Annotated in this window: 18 protein-coding genes; 12 read left to right on the plus strand and 6 right to left on the minus strand. The window is 72.1% G+C overall.

Features of this window, described 5'->3' with window-relative positions; translation table 11 throughout:
* Positions 1–53 precede the first annotated feature (53 nt).
* The 3 genes from ABT170_RS10100 (at position 54) to ABT170_RS10110 (ending at position 3135) form a co-directional block, all read left to right on the plus strand.
* The gene (locus tag ABT170_RS10100) at positions 54–1652 is read left to right on the plus strand and encodes an ABC-F family ATP-binding cassette domain-containing protein (protein WP_329942372.1); all 1599 of its coding nucleotides are present in this window, start codon (positions 54–56) and stop codon (positions 1650–1652) included.
* A gap of 319 nt (positions 1653–1971) precedes the next feature.
* A complete protein-coding gene (locus tag ABT170_RS10105; protein WP_007263382.1) occupies positions 1972–2193 on the plus strand; it encodes a helix-turn-helix domain-containing protein in 222 nt (73 codons plus the stop codon).
* A gap of 150 nt (positions 2194–2343) precedes the next feature.
* Positions 2344–3135: an enoyl-CoA hydratase/isomerase family protein gene (locus ABT170_RS10110; protein ID WP_329942373.1), complete on the plus strand. Its 792-nt coding sequence runs from the start codon at positions 2344–2346 to the stop codon at positions 3133–3135.
* A gap of 112 nt (positions 3136–3247) precedes the next feature.
* Here the strand turns inward: ABT170_RS10110 and ABT170_RS10115 are convergent, their stop codons facing one another.
* Complete coding sequence (locus tag ABT170_RS10115) at positions 3248–4012, minus strand: hypothetical protein (RefSeq protein ID WP_351865682.1); 765 nt, start codon at positions 4010–4012, stop codon at positions 3248–3250.
* Positions 4013–4106: 94 nt separating this feature from the next.
* Between ABT170_RS10115 and ABT170_RS10120 the strand changes: the two genes are divergently transcribed.
* From ABT170_RS10120 to amaP, 5 genes are read left to right on the plus strand one after another with little or no spacing between them, the layout of a single operon-like run.
* Entirely contained in the window at positions 4107–4598 is a 492-nt protein-coding gene (locus tag ABT170_RS10120; protein WP_329942375.1) for an Asp23/Gls24 family envelope stress response protein, read from the plus strand.
* Between the two features lie 31 nt (positions 4599–4629).
* Positions 4630–4821: a hypothetical protein gene (locus ABT170_RS10125; protein WP_266929565.1), complete on the plus strand. Its 192-nt coding sequence runs from the start codon at positions 4630–4632 to the stop codon at positions 4819–4821.
* Entirely contained in the window at positions 4818–5171 is a 354-nt protein-coding gene (locus tag ABT170_RS10130; protein WP_329942376.1) for an Asp23/Gls24 family envelope stress response protein, read from the plus strand. The genes ABT170_RS10125 and ABT170_RS10130 overlap by 4 nt, the downstream gene beginning before the upstream one ends.
* A complete protein-coding gene (locus tag ABT170_RS10135; protein ID WP_329942377.1) occupies positions 5168–5854 on the plus strand; it encodes a DUF6286 domain-containing protein in 687 nt (228 codons plus the stop codon). The genes ABT170_RS10130 and ABT170_RS10135 overlap by 4 nt, the downstream gene beginning before the upstream one ends.
* Positions 5855–5859: 5 nt before the next feature.
* Positions 5860–6438, plus strand: a complete 579-nt coding sequence (gene amaP, locus ABT170_RS10140) for an alkaline shock response membrane anchor protein AmaP (RefSeq protein ID WP_443034269.1) — start codon at positions 5860–5862, stop codon at positions 6436–6438.
* A gap of 73 nt (positions 6439–6511) precedes the next feature.
* Here amaP and ABT170_RS10145 read toward each other — a convergent pair whose 3' ends face one another.
* The 5 genes from ABT170_RS10145 to ABT170_RS10165 all read right to left on the minus strand — a co-directional run bounded on the left by ABT170_RS10145 (position 6512) and on the right by ABT170_RS10165 (position 11407).
* Complete coding sequence (locus tag ABT170_RS10145; RefSeq protein WP_351865688.1) at positions 6512–7267, minus strand: SDR family oxidoreductase; 756 nt, start codon at positions 7265–7267, stop codon at positions 6512–6514.
* 4 nt (positions 7268–7271) lie between these two features.
* Complete coding sequence (locus ABT170_RS10150) at positions 7272–9065, minus strand: glycoside hydrolase family 15 protein (RefSeq protein WP_329942380.1); 1794 nt, start codon at positions 9063–9065, stop codon at positions 7272–7274.
* Between the two features lie 113 nt (positions 9066–9178).
* Positions 9179–9985 (minus strand): SURF1 family cytochrome oxidase biogenesis protein, encoded by an 807-nt coding sequence (locus ABT170_RS10155; RefSeq protein ID WP_329942381.1) that lies wholly within the window; start codon positions 9983–9985, stop codon positions 9179–9181.
* A gap of 78 nt (positions 9986–10063) precedes the next feature.
* Positions 10064–10297, minus strand: coding sequence for a metallothionein (locus ABT170_RS10160; RefSeq protein WP_266929553.1), 234 nt, complete (start codon positions 10295–10297; stop codon positions 10064–10066).
* 63 nt (positions 10298–10360) lie between these two features.
* Entirely contained in the window at positions 10361–11407 is a 1047-nt protein-coding gene (locus ABT170_RS10165) for a DEDDh family exonuclease (RefSeq protein WP_266929552.1), read from the minus strand.
* 138 nt (positions 11408–11545) lie between these two features.
* On the opposite strand from ABT170_RS10165, the gene ABT170_RS10170 reads away from it, so the two are divergent.
* The 4 genes from ABT170_RS10170 (at position 11546) to ABT170_RS10185 (ending at position 15233) form a co-directional block, all read left to right on the plus strand.
* Positions 11546–12259 (plus strand): VIT1/CCC1 transporter family protein, encoded by a 714-nt coding sequence (locus ABT170_RS10170; protein WP_329942383.1) that lies wholly within the window; start codon positions 11546–11548, stop codon positions 12257–12259.
* A 278-nt stretch (positions 12260–12537) separates the two neighbouring features.
* Positions 12538–13473, plus strand: a complete 936-nt coding sequence (locus ABT170_RS10175; RefSeq protein ID WP_351865694.1) for a sterol desaturase family protein — start codon at positions 12538–12540, stop codon at positions 13471–13473.
* Positions 13470–14168 carry a lysoplasmalogenase gene (locus ABT170_RS10180; RefSeq protein ID WP_351865696.1) on the plus strand — a complete coding sequence of 233 codons (699 nt, stop codon included), beginning with the start codon at positions 13470–13472 and terminating at the stop codon, positions 14166–14168. Before ABT170_RS10175 ends, ABT170_RS10180 begins: the two co-directional genes overlap by 4 nt.
* A gap of 21 nt (positions 14169–14189) precedes the next feature.
* Complete coding sequence (locus ABT170_RS10185) at positions 14190–15233, plus strand: zinc-dependent alcohol dehydrogenase family protein (RefSeq protein WP_329942386.1); 1044 nt, start codon at positions 14190–14192, stop codon at positions 15231–15233.
* Positions 15234–15289: the final 56 nt, after the last annotated feature.

Genomic DNA, 15289 nt, shown 5'->3' on the forward strand with positions numbered 1-15289 from the left:
GAGACCTCCGCCCTCGTCCCTCCGCCGTCCATCACTGCCCTGGAGTTTTTCCCGTGATCACCGCTTCCGGCATCGAGCTGCGCGCCGGCGCCCGCATCCTCATCGAGTCCGCCTCCTTCCGTATCGCCAAGGGCGACCGCATCGGCCTGGTCGGCCGCAACGGGGCGGGCAAGACCACCCTCACCAAGTGCCTCGCGGGCGAGGGCACCCCCGCGGGCGGCACCATCACCAAGTCCGGCGAGGTCGGCTACCTCCCGCAGGACCCGCGCACCGGCAACCTCGACACCCTCGCCCGGGACCGCGTCCTCTCCGCCCGCGGTCTCGACGAGATCCTGCGCAAGATGCACGAGAACGAGGACCGGATGGCGAACGGCAAGGGCGCCACCCGCGAGAAGGCGATGAAGCGGTACGAGCGCCTGGAGACGGAGTTCCTCACCAAGGGCGGGTACGCCGCCGAGGCCGAGGCCGCCACCATCGCCGCCGCGCTCAACCTGCCCGACCGGGTGCTCGGCCAGCCGCTGCACACGCTCTCCGGCGGTCAGCGCCGCCGTGTGGAGCTCGCCCGCATCCTCTTCTCGGACGCGGACACCCTGCTCCTCGACGAGCCCACCAACCACCTCGACGCGGACTCGATCGTCTGGCTGCGCGACTACCTCAAGTCCTACCGCGGCGGCTTCATCGTGATCTCCCACGACGCCGACCTCATCGAGACCGTCGTCAACAAGATGTTCTACCTCGACGCCAACCGTGCGCAGATCGACATCTACAACATGGGCTGGAAGCTCTACCAGCAGCAGCGCGAGGCCGACGAGAAGCGCCGCAAGCGCGAGCGCCAGAACGCCGAGAAGAAGGCCGCGACCCTCAACGCGCAGGCCGACAAGATGCGCGCCAAGGCCACCAAGACCGTCGCCGCCCAGAACATGGCCAAGCGCGCCGAGCGCCTGCTGTCCGGCCTGGACGCCGTCCGGGTGTCGGACAAGGTCGCCAAGCTGCGCTTCCCCGAGCCCTCGCCGTGCGGCAAGACCCCGCTGATGGCGGAGGGTCTGTCCAAGTCCTACGGCTCGCTGGAGATCTTCACCGACGTCGACCTCGCCATCGACAAGGGCTCCCGCGTCGTCATCCTCGGACTCAACGGCGCGGGCAAGACCACGCTGCTGCGCCTTCTCGGTGGTGCGGAGAAGCCCGACACCGGCGAGATCATCAAGGGCCACGGCCTCAAGCTCGGCTACTACGCCCAGGAGCACGAGACCCTGGACCCGGAGCGCACCGTCCTGGAGAACATGCGCTCCGCCGCGCCGGACCTCGACCTGGTCGAGGTCCGCAAGACCCTCGGCTCGTTCCTGTTCTCCGGCGACGACGTCGACAAGCCCGCCGGGGTGCTCTCCGGTGGGGAGAAGACCCGGCTCGCACTCGCGACCCTGGTCGTCTCCTCGGCCAACGTCCTGCTCCTCGACGAGCCGACGAACAACCTCGACCCGGCCAGCCGCGAGGAGATCCTCGGCGCGCTGCGCACGTACAAGGGTGCCGTCGTCCTCGTCACCCACGACGAGGGCGCGGTCGAGGCGCTCCAGCCGGAGCGGATCATCCTGCTCCCGGACGGGGTCGAGGACCTGTGGGGTGCGGACTACCGGGACCTCATCGCCCTGGCCTGATCCACCGGGGATAGATCATTCGGCCTAGGCGTGATCCATCATCTGAGTGAGTGCGTCTCATACCCCGGCGTGGCGCCCGGCAGATAGCTGCCGGGCGCACCCATTTCGCCTTCATCTTCCCGTACGGCCCTGACCTGGCAGTTCTTTCGGGCGGTGCTTTCAGAGGCCGCCGCAGCCGTAGGGAATTCGCGATTCCGATTGTGTCGGCCCCCTCTGGGGCGGGGAATCCGCTCGCACCGACCTTGCCGAATGGCTGGCCAGGAAGCGCGGGAGGGGTGATCATGAGAGTCCAGAGCGCACTTCCCATGAGGAGGCACGGGTGGCCGAGACTCTGAAGAAGGGCAGCCGGGTAACCGGCGCCGCGCGCGACAAGCTCGCGGCAGACCTGAAGAAGAAGTACGACTCCGGTGCGAGCATCCGGGCGTTGGCCGAAGAGACCGGCCGCTCCTATGGATTCGTCCACCGGATGCTCAGCGAGTCCGGAGTGACGCTGCGGGGACGCGGCGGAGCTACGCGCGGCAAGAAGGCCGCTGCGGCCTGAGGGCCGAAAGCGGTCGGGGCGGTCGCGGGGCAGGCCTCGGGGCTCACCGGAACACGTGGTGGCCACCCGGCCGGTCGTACGGCCGACCGGGTGGTTACTGTTCAGTCACTTAATTGTGAGTGCTGACTGCACCCGATCCGGAGGCGCCCCATGACCTCGCTCGACTCTGTGCTCGACAAGGATGGCGTACGGCTCACCGTCGATGACGCGGTTGCCACGGTGACTCTCACCAACCCGGCCAAGCGCAACGCTCAGTCTCCCGCTCTGTGGCGGGCGTTGACAGAGGCCGGACGGGTACTCCCCGGCAACGTGCGGGTCGTGGTGCTCCGCGGCGAGGGCAAGTCCTTCTCCGCGGGCCTCGACCGGCAGGCGTTCACCCCGGAAGGGTTCGACGGTGAGCCGTCCTTCCTCGACATGGCGCGCGGCCCGCAGGACGAGCTCGACGCGACCATCGCCGAGTACCAGGAGGCGTTCACCTGGTGGCGCCGCAACGACATCGTGTCGATCGCGGCCGTCCAGGGGCATGCCATCGGTGCGGGCTTCCAGCTCGCCCTCGCCTGTGACCTGCGGATCGCCGCCGAGGACGTGCAGTTCGCCATGCGCGAGACCAGTCTCGGTCTCGTCCCCGACCTCACGGGCACCCACCCTCTGGTGAGCCTCGTGGGGTATGCCCGCGCGCTCGAAATCTGCGCCACCGGGCGCTTTGTGCACGCGGAGGAGGCCGAGCGCACCGGCCTCGCCAATCTCGTCGTCCCGGCCGACCAGCTCGACGAGGCCGCCCGCGACCTGGCCGCCGCCCTGCTGGCCGCCCCGCGTGACGCCGTCATCGAGACCAAGGCCCTGCTGAGCGGTGCCGTCTCCCGCGGTTACGAGGAGCAGCGCACGGCCGAGCGGGCCGCGCAGGGACGCAGGCTGCGCGATCTGGCAGGCCTCGGCGACTGACCCGGCACACGGACAGGTGCGGGCACGGGCGCAGAACAGGCACAGACTCAGGCAGTGACAGTGGCAGTCGCTGTGACAGTGGCAGCGGTTCCGGTTCCGGCCGGTGCCTGGGTCAGTCCCGCGCCACCACGGCTGTGACCAGTACGGCGACCGGCGGGTGGCCCTCCACGGCCGCCGCCACCGCCGTGCGCACCGCCCGCGCCACATCGAGGGCCCGGTGGTCCCCGGCCGTCGCCACCTCGACCCGGAGATGATCCGCGCCGGTGTGCACCGCACTGCCCAGCTCCCGGGTCAGCGCGACGACACCGGGCACTCCGGCGGCCGCGTCCGCCGCAGCCCCGTCCGCCGTCGCGGCCCGTACCTCGTCCGCCGGGACACTCACCCGGTCGGGCGCACCATCCTCCAGCAGCGCTGTGACCCGCAGGTCCACCTCACCGACCACCAGGCCGAGCCGGGCGGAGGCCGCGCTCAGCAGTGCGGCGCGCAGGGTGCGGGCGGTGTCGGGCAGCGGCCGGTCCGCGGAGGCCGAGAACTCCGCCTCGATCCGCAGCGGTCCGGACGCCAGCGCACTCGGCGGCGCCGGAGGGGCCTCGTGCGAGGGGGACGCGTGTGATCCCGGGGGCGGCGCGTCCGTTTCCGGCCCGGCGCCGGCCGTGTCGCGGCCCGGCCCGTCCGGGTCCGCCGCGCCGATCCTGAGCCTGCCCAGGACCGCGCCGGGGCCGGCCGCGGCGCTCCGCAGCACCGAGGCCGCCGCCCGCTCCGCGATCCATGCCCCGTCGGCCGGACCCCCCAGGGGGAGCAGCCGGCCGAGGCCGAGCCGTTGCCGTACCGCCGCGGTCCATCCGTCGGCCTGCTGCGGGCTGTGCGACGTTGTCATTGCTCCACCCTGCCGCATTCATGGCGCGAGTCGGGGCAAGCGCACCTAATGTGGGCAACGAAGTCCAACCCTGCCCCCGAAGGGAAGAGCGGCGATGACTGACACCCCACAGCGGAACCGGCCCGAGAACCCCGGCAAGGATGCGGGTGACGACCGGGGCAGGAATCCGCTCACCAAGCGCGGCGGGGGAGACCCCGCCACCCGTGGCCGCACCACCATCGCCGATGGTGTGGTCGAGAAGATCGCCGGAATGGCCGCACGTGACGTCGTCGGTGTCCACGCGATGGGCAGCGGGCTGTCCCGGACGTTCGGGGCGGTGCGCGACCGGGTCCCCGGCGGCGGCAAGTCCGTCACCCGCGGGGTCAAGGCCGAGGTCGGCGAGTCGCAGACCGCGCTGGATCTGGAGATCGTCGTCGACTACGGCGTGTCGATCTCCGATGTCGCCCGCGATGTACGGGAGAACGTCGTCGCGGCGGTCGAGCGCATGACCGGGCTCGAAGTGGTCGAGGTCAACATCGCGGTGAGCGACGTCAAGCTGCCCGATGAGGACGACGACGAGGACGAGCCCGAGCCACGTCTCCAGTAGATCTCCGCCGAAAGGCAGTTGAGGAGTCACGATGAGCATGGCTGTGGCCGGCCTGTTGGCCGGCATGGCGCTCGGTTTCGCCGGGTACTTCGGCGGGTTCGGGGCCTTTCTGCTGGTGGCGGCCCTGGGGGCGGTCGGCTTCGTCGTCGGCCGCTTCCTGGACGGCGACCTGGAGCCCGGCGACTTCTTCCGGAGTCGCGAGCGCGGCGACCGGCGACGGTGACGGCGGTGACCGGGCGGGTCGCCGCCGCCGAGCGCGGGGAGACCCGGATCGCCGACCGGGTCGTCGCGAAGATCGCCGCACAGGCGGCCGGGGAAGCGGTCGACGAGCCGCCCGAGGACGGTTCCTCGCCGCGCGCCACGGTCACCGTGCGCCGGGACAGCGCCCGGGTACGGGTCACCCTGGAGCTCGGATATCCCAGTGATATCGGCCGCCAGTGCGGCGCGGTGCGTCGCCATGTCGCGGAGCGGGTAAGGACATTGGCGGGCATGGAGGTGCCCGAGGTGGCGGTGCGGGTCGAAAAGCTGCACCCCGCGGGACCGGGCGCCGCGGCACAGGGGAGGATCCGATGACCGAACCCCAGGAGCCGACGGGCAGCACCGAGCGGCTGCCCCGGGCCGGCGGACCGGGCGCATCGGATGTGCTCGAACTCGACCAGAGCGCGTCGTCCGCCGCGTACGACCCCGTGCCCACCCGGGGCAAGGACGGCGGCCGGGCGGGCAGGTTCTGGTCCGCGCGCCGCGTCCCCGCCGCGCTGCTCGCCCTGGTGGTGCTCGGCGGCGCCGGTCTGCTGCTCTACGACATCGCCGCGGTACGGGCCGACCACCCGGCGATGCGGTGGCGGCGCTCGCTCGCCGACGAGCTGGCCGAGCGGCCGCTGGACGACGTCTGGGTCCTTGCCGGGGCCGCTCTCGCGGCCGCGATCGGCCTCTGGCTGATCCTGCTCGCCCTCACCCCCGGACTGCGCGATCTGCTGCCGATGCGCCGCGACCGCGCGGAGGTACGGGCCGCGCTCGACCGGACCGCGGCGGCACTCGTGCTGCGCGACCGGGCCGTGGAGGTGTCCGGGGTGCAGTCCGTGCGGGTCCGGATGGGCCGCGGCAAGGCCGCCGTGCGCGCGGTCTCCCACTTCCGGGAACTCGACGACGTACGCGCCGACCTGGACACCGCACTGGGGGCGGGAATCAAGGAACTGGGCCTGGCCAGGCCGCCGAGCCTGTCCGTCCATGTCCGCCGTCCGGCGAAGAAGGGGTGAACGGCGTGCTCAGGACCGTCAACCGGGTACTGCTGGGCCTTGCCGGGCTGGTGCTGATCGCCGTCGGCGGCGCCGTACTGGCGGCCGGCCTCGGCGCGTCCCTGCCCTCCTGGTGGCCGTGGGACGGAAAGCACGACGTGCTGCTCAGCGAGGCCGACCGGGATCGCTGGCGGGACGACGGCTGGTGGTGGCCGACGGTCATCGCGGTCCTCGCCGTCCTGGTCGTCCTCGCTCTGTGGTGGCTGCTGGCCCAGCTGCGCCGCGGCCGGCTGGCCGAGGTGCTGGTCGACAGCGGTGACGGTGAGGGGGCGCTGCTGCGGGGCCGGGCGCTCGAAGGCGTTCTCTCCGGGGAGGCGGGCACCCTGGACGGGGTGGCCCGCGCCCAGGTCGCGCTGCGTGGCCGCCGCTCCGCGCCCCGGGCCGCGATCCGGCTGCTGATGGAGCCGCACGCCGCCCCCGAACAGACGTTGCGGGGCCTGGCGGACGAGGCGCTGGCCCACGCCCGGGACTCGGCCGGGCTGGCCGAACTGCCCGCCGAGGTCCGGCTGAAGGCCGTCAAGCACCGCGCGGAACGCGTCTCCTGACGGCTGCACGGGCTCCGCGCCCTTGCACGGGCTCCGCGCCCTTGCACGGACCCGCGCCCCCTGACCCCCCGTTTCAGAAGCCGTGCCGCGAGCCTCCGTCGACGGGCACCATGATGCCCGTCAGATACGAGGCGGCGGGGGAGAGCAGGAAGGCCGCGGTCTTCCCGAACTCGTCCGGCGTGCCGTAGCGCCGCAGCGGGATGCGCGCCTCACCGGCCCTGCGGGCGGCCTCCGCGTCGCCGGACAGGGCGTCCAGTTCGCGCACCCGGTCCGTGTCGATCCGGGCGGGCAGCACCCCGACGACCCGGATGCCGCGCGGGCCCAGCTCGTCGGCGAGGGACTTGGCGAAGCCGGCCAGGCCGGGGCGCAGTCCGTTGGAGATGGTCAGTCCGGGGATCGGCTCGTGGACCGAGCCGGAGAGCACGAAGCCGATCACACCGCCCTCGCCGAGCACGGCGGCGGCCGTCCGGGCCAGCCGTACCGCACCCAGGAACACCGACTCGAAGGCCGTCTGCCACTGGTCGTCCGTGTTGTCCGCGACGAAACCGGGTGCCGGGCCGCCGACGCTGATCAGGATGCCGTCCAGTCGGCCGAACCGTTCGACCGCCGCGTCCACCAGGTGCTGCGCCGCGCTCGGATCGGCGTTGTCGGCGGCGATCCCCACCGCGTCCGGCCCCAGCGCGGCGGCGGCCTCCACGGCCCCCTTCTCGTCCCGGCCGCTGATGATCACCTTCGCGCCGTCGCCGGTCAGGGCGCGCGCCGTGGCGTTGCCCAGGCCGCGGGTGGCGCCGGTGACGATGTACACACGGTCCTTCAGTCCAAGATCCATGGCCCTATCCTGCCGGGTCCTCGCCGGAGAGGGCGACAGCGGTGTTCACCAGCCCGATGTGGCTGAAGGCCTGCGGGTAGTTGCCCAGCTGGCGTCCTGCCACCGGGTCGTACTCCTCGGCCAGCAGCCCCACGTCGTTGCGGAGCGCCAGCAGCCGCTCGAACAGCTCCTCGGCCTCGGCCTTCCGCCCCGTCAGGAAGAGCGCGTCGGCCAGCCAGAACGAGCAGACGATGAAGGCGCCCTCGTCCCCCGGCAGGCCGTCGACCGCGGTGCCGTCGGTGCTGTAGCGGCGGACCAGCCCGCCGCTGCCCAGCTCGTCGCGCACCGCGTCGACGGTGCCGACGACCCGGGGGTCGTCCGGGGGCAGGAAACCGGTCCTGAGGATCAGCAGGGTCGCGGCGTCCAGCTCCCGTGAACCGTAGGACTGGGTGAAGGTGTTCCGCTCGGGGTCGTACCCCTTGGCGCAGACCTCGGCGTGCACCGCCGACCGCATCGCCCGCCAGCGTTCCGCGTCGCCCGGCAGGGTGGGATTCTCCTCCAGGGTGCGCACCGCGCGGTCGGCGGCGACCCAGGCCATCACCTTGGAGTGCACGAAGTGGCGGCGTGCCCCCCGGATCTCCCACAGCCCCTCGTCCGGTTCGCGCCAGGTGGACTCCAGGAAGCCCAGCAGGCTGAGCTGGAGCTTCCAGGCGTGCGGCTTGTCGTCCAGGCCCGCCTCCCGGGCCAGCCGGAGCGAGTCGATGACCTCGCCGTACACATCGAGCTGGCGCTGCCGGACCGCGGCGTTGCCGGAGCGGACCGGCCGGGAGTTCCCGTATCCGGCCAGCCACGGCAGCTCCGCCTCCGGGAGCCGGCGCTCGCCGGCCAGGCCGTACATGATCTGGAGGTCGGCGGGATCACCGGCGACCGCCCGCAGCAGCCAGTCCCGCCAGGCGGACGCCTCCTTGAGGTAGCCGGCCGACAGCAGGGCGCCGAGCGTCAGGGTGGCGTCCCGCAGCCAGCAGAAGCGGTAGTCCCAGTTCCGTACGCCGCCGATCTCCTCCGGCAGCGAGGTGGTGGGGGCCGCCACGATGCCGCCGGTCGGTCCGTAGGTGAGGGCCTTCAGGGTGATCAGCGAGCGGAGCACGGCTTTGTGGTGTTTGCCCCGGTACGTGCATCTCGCCGCCCACTTCTCCCAGTCGGCCAGGGAGTGCTTCAGCGCCTTGTACGGGTCGACCAGCTTCGGGCGCGGCGAGTGCGAGGGGTGCCAGGTGAGGACGAAGGCGACCTTCTCGCCCTCCGCGACGGTGAAGGAGGAACAGGTGCTGAACTGCTGCCCCCACGTCTTGACCGGCGGATCGCTGCGCAGCCAGACGGAATCGGGACCCGCGACGGCCACCCGGTGGCCGTGCGAGCGGCGCATCCAGGGCACGACCGATCCGAAGTCGAAGCGCAGCCGCAGTACGGAACTCATGTCGACGCTGCCGCTGATGCCTTCGACGATCCGCATGACGTCGGGCGACTTGTCGCGCTGCGGCATGAAGTCGATGACCTTGACCGTGCCGGTCCGGGTCTCCCAGTACGTCTCCAGAACGAGCGAGTTGCCCGCGTAGGCGCGCCGGGTGCAGGTGTCCGTGGTGTCCGTGCCCTGGGGCGCGATGCGCCAGTGGCCGTTCTCCTCGTCCCCGAGCAGGGCCGCGAAACAGGCGCCGGAGTCGAAGCGGGGCAGGCAGAGCCAGTCGACGGAACCGTTCCTGCCGACGAGCGCGGCAGTCTGGAGATCGCCGATGAGGGCGTAGTCCTCGATGCGTGGGGTCACGTTCTGGCGTGTTCCCTCACCTGTGCCTCGTTAAGCAGGGCGGCCCGCGAGGGAGGTACGTCCGGTCCCGGCGTCCGGACCCGGTGCCGCCGTCCGGACCCGGTCCCGGAGTTCTACGCGGTCGTCGGCTCGGGCTGTCCGGCTGTCTTGTTCCGCGCCGCTTCCTCGGCCGCCGCCTGCCGGCGGTCGCGCTTCTCGCGGCGTACGAGAATCACCCAGCCCACCGGTACCCCGGCGGCGAACAGCCACCACTGGACGGCGTACGCCATGTGCGGGCCGATGGAGCTGTCGTCGGGGGAGGCCAACTGCTCGGGGGTGTTGCCGGGCGCGTCGGGCGCGGTCTGTTCGATGTATCCGCCCAGCACCGGCCGGGAGAGCAGCTGGGACTGCTGGGAGCTGTTGATCAGCATCACCTGGCGGTCCGGCAGCCCCTCCAGGTCCTTGATGCCACTGGTGCCCGTCGTCTCGTCGGCCTTGAGCCGGCCGACGACGGTGACCTCGCCGTGCGGCGCGGCCGGAACCTTCGGATAGGACTGCTGACTGGGGGCGGCGGGGATCCAGCCGCGGTTGACCAGGACGGTGCCGCCGCCCTTGAGGTCGAGCGGGGTCAGGACGTGGACACCGATGCGGTCGTCGTCCGATGTGCGGCGGCGCACCACCACTTCGTGCGCGGTGTCGAACGTCCCCGTGGCCGTGACGGCGCGCCAGTAGTCGGCGCGCGGAACGGTGTGCCCCGGGGAGGTGATCCTCGCCACGGGTACCGGATCGACCTTGAGGTTCCGCGAGATCAGGGCGTTCTGCTCGACCCGGTGCTGGTGCCGGTGCAACTGCCAGAAGCCCAGCTCGACCATGGTGGGAATCAGCACGAGGGTGAGGAGGGTGAGAATCACCCACTGCCGGGTCAACAGGAAGCGGTACACCCCATGACCGTACAACCGGGGTCATGGGGTGCGGCACTCAGGGGTGGGGCGGGCGCGGTCCCGGAGCGGAATGTTCCGTCACACTTTGTCCACGATGCCCGCCTTCCCCTCGGCGCGGGCGCAGTGCCCGCCGCAGTACCAGTGACCGTCGACCTCCACGCCCTGGCCGATGACCTGGACGCGGCAGTGCTCACAGATGGGCGCCATGCGGTGAATGGCGCAGGAGAAGCAGTCGAAGACATGCACCGCGCCCTGCGCGTGCACCTCGAAGGACATGCCGTAGTCGTTTCCGCAAACCTCACAACGTGCCATGCGCCACAGGGTGGGACGCGGGGCGGCGGTGGGCGAGCGGATCCCGGGCGAGTCGCGCCCGGTTCACTCCGATGACGGTGCGGGCGCCGGAGCGGGCCGCGCCGGTGACGGGAGGCCCGCCGCGGGCGGGGCCGCGGGCGCGTCCGCCGGGGCGACGTCCCGCAGCAGATGGGTGAAGGCGCTCTCCTCCAGCACCGGTGTGCCGAACGACTTCGCCTTCAGCGTCTTGGACGTCGCCGCGTCGGGATCGTTGGTGACCAGCAGGCTGGTCAGCCGGGACACACTGGTCGCCACATGCAGCCCGGCCTCCACGGCGCGGTCCTCCAGCAGCTCGCGGTCGATCGAGGTGTCCCCGGAGAAGGCCACCCGCATGCCCTGCCGGAGCGGCTTGTCCTTCTCGTACCGTCCCGGATTCGGATACGGGCAGGCCGGCCGCTTCCGGGAGGGACGCCAGCTGTTCTGCTGGTACGAGGCCTGATACCCGATCCGCGGGGTGACCGGGGAGTCGGACCACTCGGTCAGCGGCCGGCATTCCAGCAGCGGCAGCCGCACCCCGTCGCGGGCGGCGGCGTGCAGACTCGGCCGGAACGCCTCGGCCAGCACCCGGGCGTCGTCCAGGGCGTGGTGGGCGTGCTGCTGCACGACGCCGAAGTGGGCGGCGAGCGAGGACAGTTTGTGGTTGGGCAGCGGCAGCCGCAGCTCCTTGGCGAGCGCGATCGTGCACAGCCGCTGCTCGACGGGTGCGATCACCGCCGCACGGGCGTACTCCCGGGCGAGCATCGACCAGTCGAAGGCCGCGTTGTGCGCCACGAGCACCCGGTCCGCGAGCCGTTCGGAGAGCGCGGCGGCGACCTCGGGGAAGAGCGGCGCACCCTCCAGCACCTCGCTGGTCAGCCCGTGGATCCAGACGGGGCCCGGGTCCCGCTCCGGATTGACCAGGGTGTACCAGTGGTCCTCGACGTTGCCCTGGGCGTCGAGGCGGTAGACGGCAGCGGACACTATCCGGTCGTCGCGGGCGAGTCCGGTGGTCTCCACGTCGACGACCGCGTACCCCTGGGGGTAGGCGGTCGGCCACGGCGCTGCGGTCTGGCGGTCGTCGAGCATGGTCACAGAGAATACGGGCCGCCACTGACAGTTCCCTATTCGGCCGTCCCGGCGACCGCCGCCCCGCTCCCGGGCGCGTGCGGCGGCCCTTGCCCCGGGCGGGTCGGCCCGGGTCCGCGGCTCCGCGGATGAGACCCTCCCCGGGTGACGGACGGACAGGTTCACGACGAACCCCACAGCAATGGACTCGGCGCCCGGCTGAACTGGCTCCGGGCCGCGGTCCTCGGCGCCAACGACGGTGTGGTCTCCACCGCGGGCCTCGTCGTCGGCGTCGCCGGAGCCACCGGCGACCGCGGCGCGCTCCTCACCGCCGGGCTGGCCGGGCTGCTGGCCGGATCGATGTCGATGGCGGCGGGCGAGTACGTCTCGGTCTCCACCCAGCGCGACTCGGAGAAGGCCGCACTGGCCACGGAGAAACAAGAGCTGAAGGAGGCGCCCGAGGCCGAACTGCGCGAGCTGACGGGCCTGTTGCAGGGCAAGGGGCTGAGCGAGGAGGTGGCCCGCGAGGCAGCGCTCCAGCTGACCGAGCGCGACGCGCTGCGCGCCCACGCGGAGGTCGAGCTGGGCATCGACCCCGACGACCTGACGAACCCGTGGCACGCGGCGGGGGCGAGCTTCCTGGCGTTCACGGTGGGCGCCCTGCTGCCCCTGCTGGCGATCGTGCTGCCGCCCTCCTCGCTCCGGCTCGCCGTCACCGTGGCCTCCGTGATGGCGGCACTCGCCCTGACCGGCTGGTGGAGCGCCCGTCTCGGCGAGGCGTCACCGGGACCGGCGGTGCTGCGCAACATGGGCGGGGGAGCGGTGGCGATGGCGGTGACCTATGTCGCGGGGACGCTGCTGGGGGCTGCGGGGGTGTAGGAGGGCGCGGGGCGTGTGGGCTCCTGTGGGCGGCCTCCAGGCGAAATGGGCGATGCGGGCCCGGTGGGAGGGGTCCGGTGCCGGGGACCGGGCCGTCACGGCCTCACAGGGGCAACTTCCTTACGGGGCGCGTACGTTCCTCCCCGGTCGGCGCGCGTGCCGGAAATCCCGTGGCCGCCCCATTGGTGGAAGGTGCCAAATACTGCTGACACCACGTCTCGCATACTTGTGGGTAACAACGTCTAGCCCTCGTCGGCCGGCGGCTCTACGGTGCTGGGATGGAGCCGAACCTGCCCGATGTCGTGCTGTGGTCGATACCGGCCTTCGTCCTGCTCACCGTGATCGAGATGGTCAGCTACCGGATCCATCCGGACGACGAAGCCGCCGGATACGACACCAAGGACGCCGCCACCAGCGTCACCATGGGGATCGGCAGCATCGGCTTCGATCTGCTGTGGAAGCTGCCCATCGTGGCGATCTACATGGCCCTGTACGAACTGACCCCGCTGCGGGTGCCCGTCCTGTGGTGGACGATCCCGCTGATGCTGCTGGCCCAGGACTTCTTCTACTACTGGTCCCACCGAGGCCACCACGTCATCCGGATCCTCTGGGCCTGCCATGTGGTCCACCACTCCAGCCGGAAGTTCAACCTCACCACCGCGCTGCGCCAGCCCTGGACCTCCGCGACCGTCTGGCCGTTCTACCTCCCGCTGATCGCCTGCGGGGTGCACCCGGCGGCGCTCGCCTTCTGCCAGTCGGCCAACCTCGTCTACCAGTTCTGGGTGCACACCGAGCGCATCGACAAACTGCCCCGGCCCTTCGAGTACGTCCTCAACACGCCCTCCCACCACCGCGTGCACCACGCGTCGCAGGGCAGCTATCTGGACCGCAACTTCGGCGGCATCCTGATCATCTGGGACCGGCTCTTCAAGTCGTTCACCGCCGAGACGGAGCGGCCGGTCTTCGGGCTGACCAAGAACATCGCCACCCACAACCCGCTGCGCGTGGCGACGCACGAGTACGCGGCCATCGCCCGCGACGTGCGGGCGGCCGGCAGCTGGGGCGAACGGGCCGGCCGGGTCTTCCGCGGCCCCGGATGGCAGCCCGCGGCGCGGCCCGGGACCGCTTCCGGCCGCGCCCCCGCACCCGCCTCCGCCCCCGGCGCCCCGGTGGCCGCCGCGAAGCGCACCGCCACCCCCGGGAGCACCCGATGACCGGCCCCGTGCCCGCGCGGGCGCCCGGCCGGGGGCAGCGGTACGCCCGGCCCCTGCTCATCGCCTTCCTCGTCGCCGCGGCCGTCGACCTCGCCGGACTCCTGGCCGGTGCCGAGACCGCCCACCTCGTCGCCAAGCCCCTGCTGATGCCGCTGCTCGCCGCCTACGCCATGGCCCGCGGCGGCCCCAGGACGCTCATCGCCGCACTGCTCTTCGGCTGGGGCGGCGACACCCTGCTGCTCCCCGACCACGACCTCGCCTTCCTCCTCGGCATGGGCTCCTTCGCCGCCGGCCACATCTGCTACCTCCGGCTGTTCGGCCGGAGGCGCGCCCCGGTGTCCGCGGGCCTCGGCTACGCGGTCGTCCTGGCCGCCTTCCTCGTACTGATCTGGCCCGATCTGCCGGCCGATCTGCGCGTCCCGCTGACCGGCTACAGCCTGCTGCTCACCGCCATGGCCTGGCGGGCGGGCGCCCTCGGCCGCCTCACGGCGCTCGGCGGCGCGCTCTTCCTGCTGTCGGACGCGCTCATCGCCACCGGCATCGCCGACTGGCCGCAGCTGCCCGCGCCCGACTTCTGGGTCATGCTCACCTACATCGCTGCCCAGGCCCTGCTGACCGCCGGGATCCTCGCGACGGGGGCGAAAGCACCCGATGACGGACCCGGGGCGTACCGTGAGCGGAGTATCAGCGGATGAGATGAGCAAGGACCCCCACGCATGCGCGCCACCGTGATCCAGGCCCCCCACGACATACGGGTGCGGGAGGTGCCGGACCCGAAGATTCAGCAGCCCACCGATGTGGTGCTGCGGGTCCTGCGGGCCTGTGTCTGCGGCAGCGACCTGTGGGCGTACCGCGGTGAGTCCGCCCGGCAGCCCGGCCAGCGCATCGGCCATGAGTTCCTCGGCGTCGTGGAGGAGGCGGGGTCCGGGGTCAACGGCTTCGCCGCCGGCGACCTCGTCGTCGCCCCGTTCGTCTGGTCCGACGGCACCTGCGCCTACTGCGCGGAGGGGCTCACCACGTCCTGCCCGCAGGGCGGGTTCTGGGGCTCCCCGGGTTCCGACGGCGGACAGGGCGAGGCCGTCCGTGTCCCGTTCGCCGACGGCACCCTGGTCAAGCTCCCGGCCGCCGCCGCGTCCGACGACCGGCTGCTCACCGCGCTCCTCGCCCTCTCCGACGTGCTGGGCACGGGCCACCACGCGGCCGTCGGCGCGGATGTGCGGCCCGGTGCCACCGTCGCGGTCATCGGTGACGGCGCGGTCGGCCTGTGCGGGGTCATGGCCGCCAAGCGGCTCGGTGCCGGACGGATCATCGCGCTGGGCAGGCATCCGGCCCGTACCGACATCGCCCGCGCCTTCGGTGCCACGGACGTGGTCGCCGAACGCGGCGAAGCGGCCCTCGCCGCCGTGCACGAGCTCACCGGGGGCGAGGGCGCCCACTGTGTGATCGAGGCGGTCGGCACCGAGCAGTCCATGCGCACCGCCATCGGCGTCGTCCGCGACGGCGGCTCCATCGGCTACGTCGGTGTCCCGCACGGCAGCGCCACCGGCGTGGACCTCGGTGTCATGTTCGGCCGGAACATCGCGCTGCGCGGTGGCGTCGCCCCCGTCAGGGCGTACATACCGGAGCTGCTGCCCGATGTGCTGGACGGCACGATCGACCCGTCGCCCGTCTTCGACATGACCGTCGGCCTGGACGACGTACCCGCCGGCTACAAGGCGATGGACACGCGGACGGCGCTGAAGGTGCTCATCAAGCCGTAGGCGTACGGCCTCACGCGACAGCGGGAGGGGCCGGAAGCACCTGCCTCCGGCCCCTC

Source organism: Streptomyces sp. NPDC001787 (assembly GCF_040297465.1).
In the GTDB taxonomy this organism is placed as follows: Bacteria; Actinomycetota; Actinomycetes; order Streptomycetales; family Streptomycetaceae; genus Streptomyces.

Excerpts from the sequence above, each read along its gene's own strand:
- ABT170_RS10110 (WP_329942373.1), top strand. The coding sequence starts at position 2,344 with ATGACCTCGCTCGACTCTGTGCTCGACAAGGATGGCGTACGGCTCACC.
- ABT170_RS10115 (WP_351865682.1), bottom strand. The coding sequence starts at position 4,012 with ATGACAACGTCGCACAGCCCGCAGCAGGCCGACGGATGGACCGCGGCG.
- ABT170_RS10120 (WP_329942375.1), top strand. The coding sequence starts at position 4,107 with ATGACTGACACCCCACAGCGGAACCGGCCCGAGAACCCCGGCAAGGAT.
- ABT170_RS10125 (WP_266929565.1), top strand. The coding sequence starts at position 4,630 with ATGAGCATGGCTGTGGCCGGCCTGTTGGCCGGCATGGCGCTCGGTTTC.
- ABT170_RS10135 (WP_329942377.1), top strand. The coding sequence starts at position 5,168 with ATGACCGAACCCCAGGAGCCGACGGGCAGCACCGAGCGGCTGCCCCGG.
- ABT170_RS10145 (WP_351865688.1), bottom strand. The coding sequence starts at position 7,267 with ATGGATCTTGGACTGAAGGACCGTGTGTACATCGTCACCGGCGCCACC.
- ABT170_RS10160 (WP_266929553.1), bottom strand. The coding sequence starts at position 10,297 with ATGGCACGTTGTGAGGTTTGCGGAAACGACTACGGCATGTCCTTCGAG.
- ABT170_RS10175 (WP_351865694.1), top strand. The coding sequence starts at position 12,538 with ATGGAGCCGAACCTGCCCGATGTCGTGCTGTGGTCGATACCGGCCTTC.
- ABT170_RS10180 (WP_351865696.1), top strand. The coding sequence starts at position 13,470 with ATGACCGGCCCCGTGCCCGCGCGGGCGCCCGGCCGGGGGCAGCGGTAC.
- ABT170_RS10185 (WP_329942386.1), top strand. The coding sequence starts at position 14,190 with ATGCGCGCCACCGTGATCCAGGCCCCCCACGACATACGGGTGCGGGAG.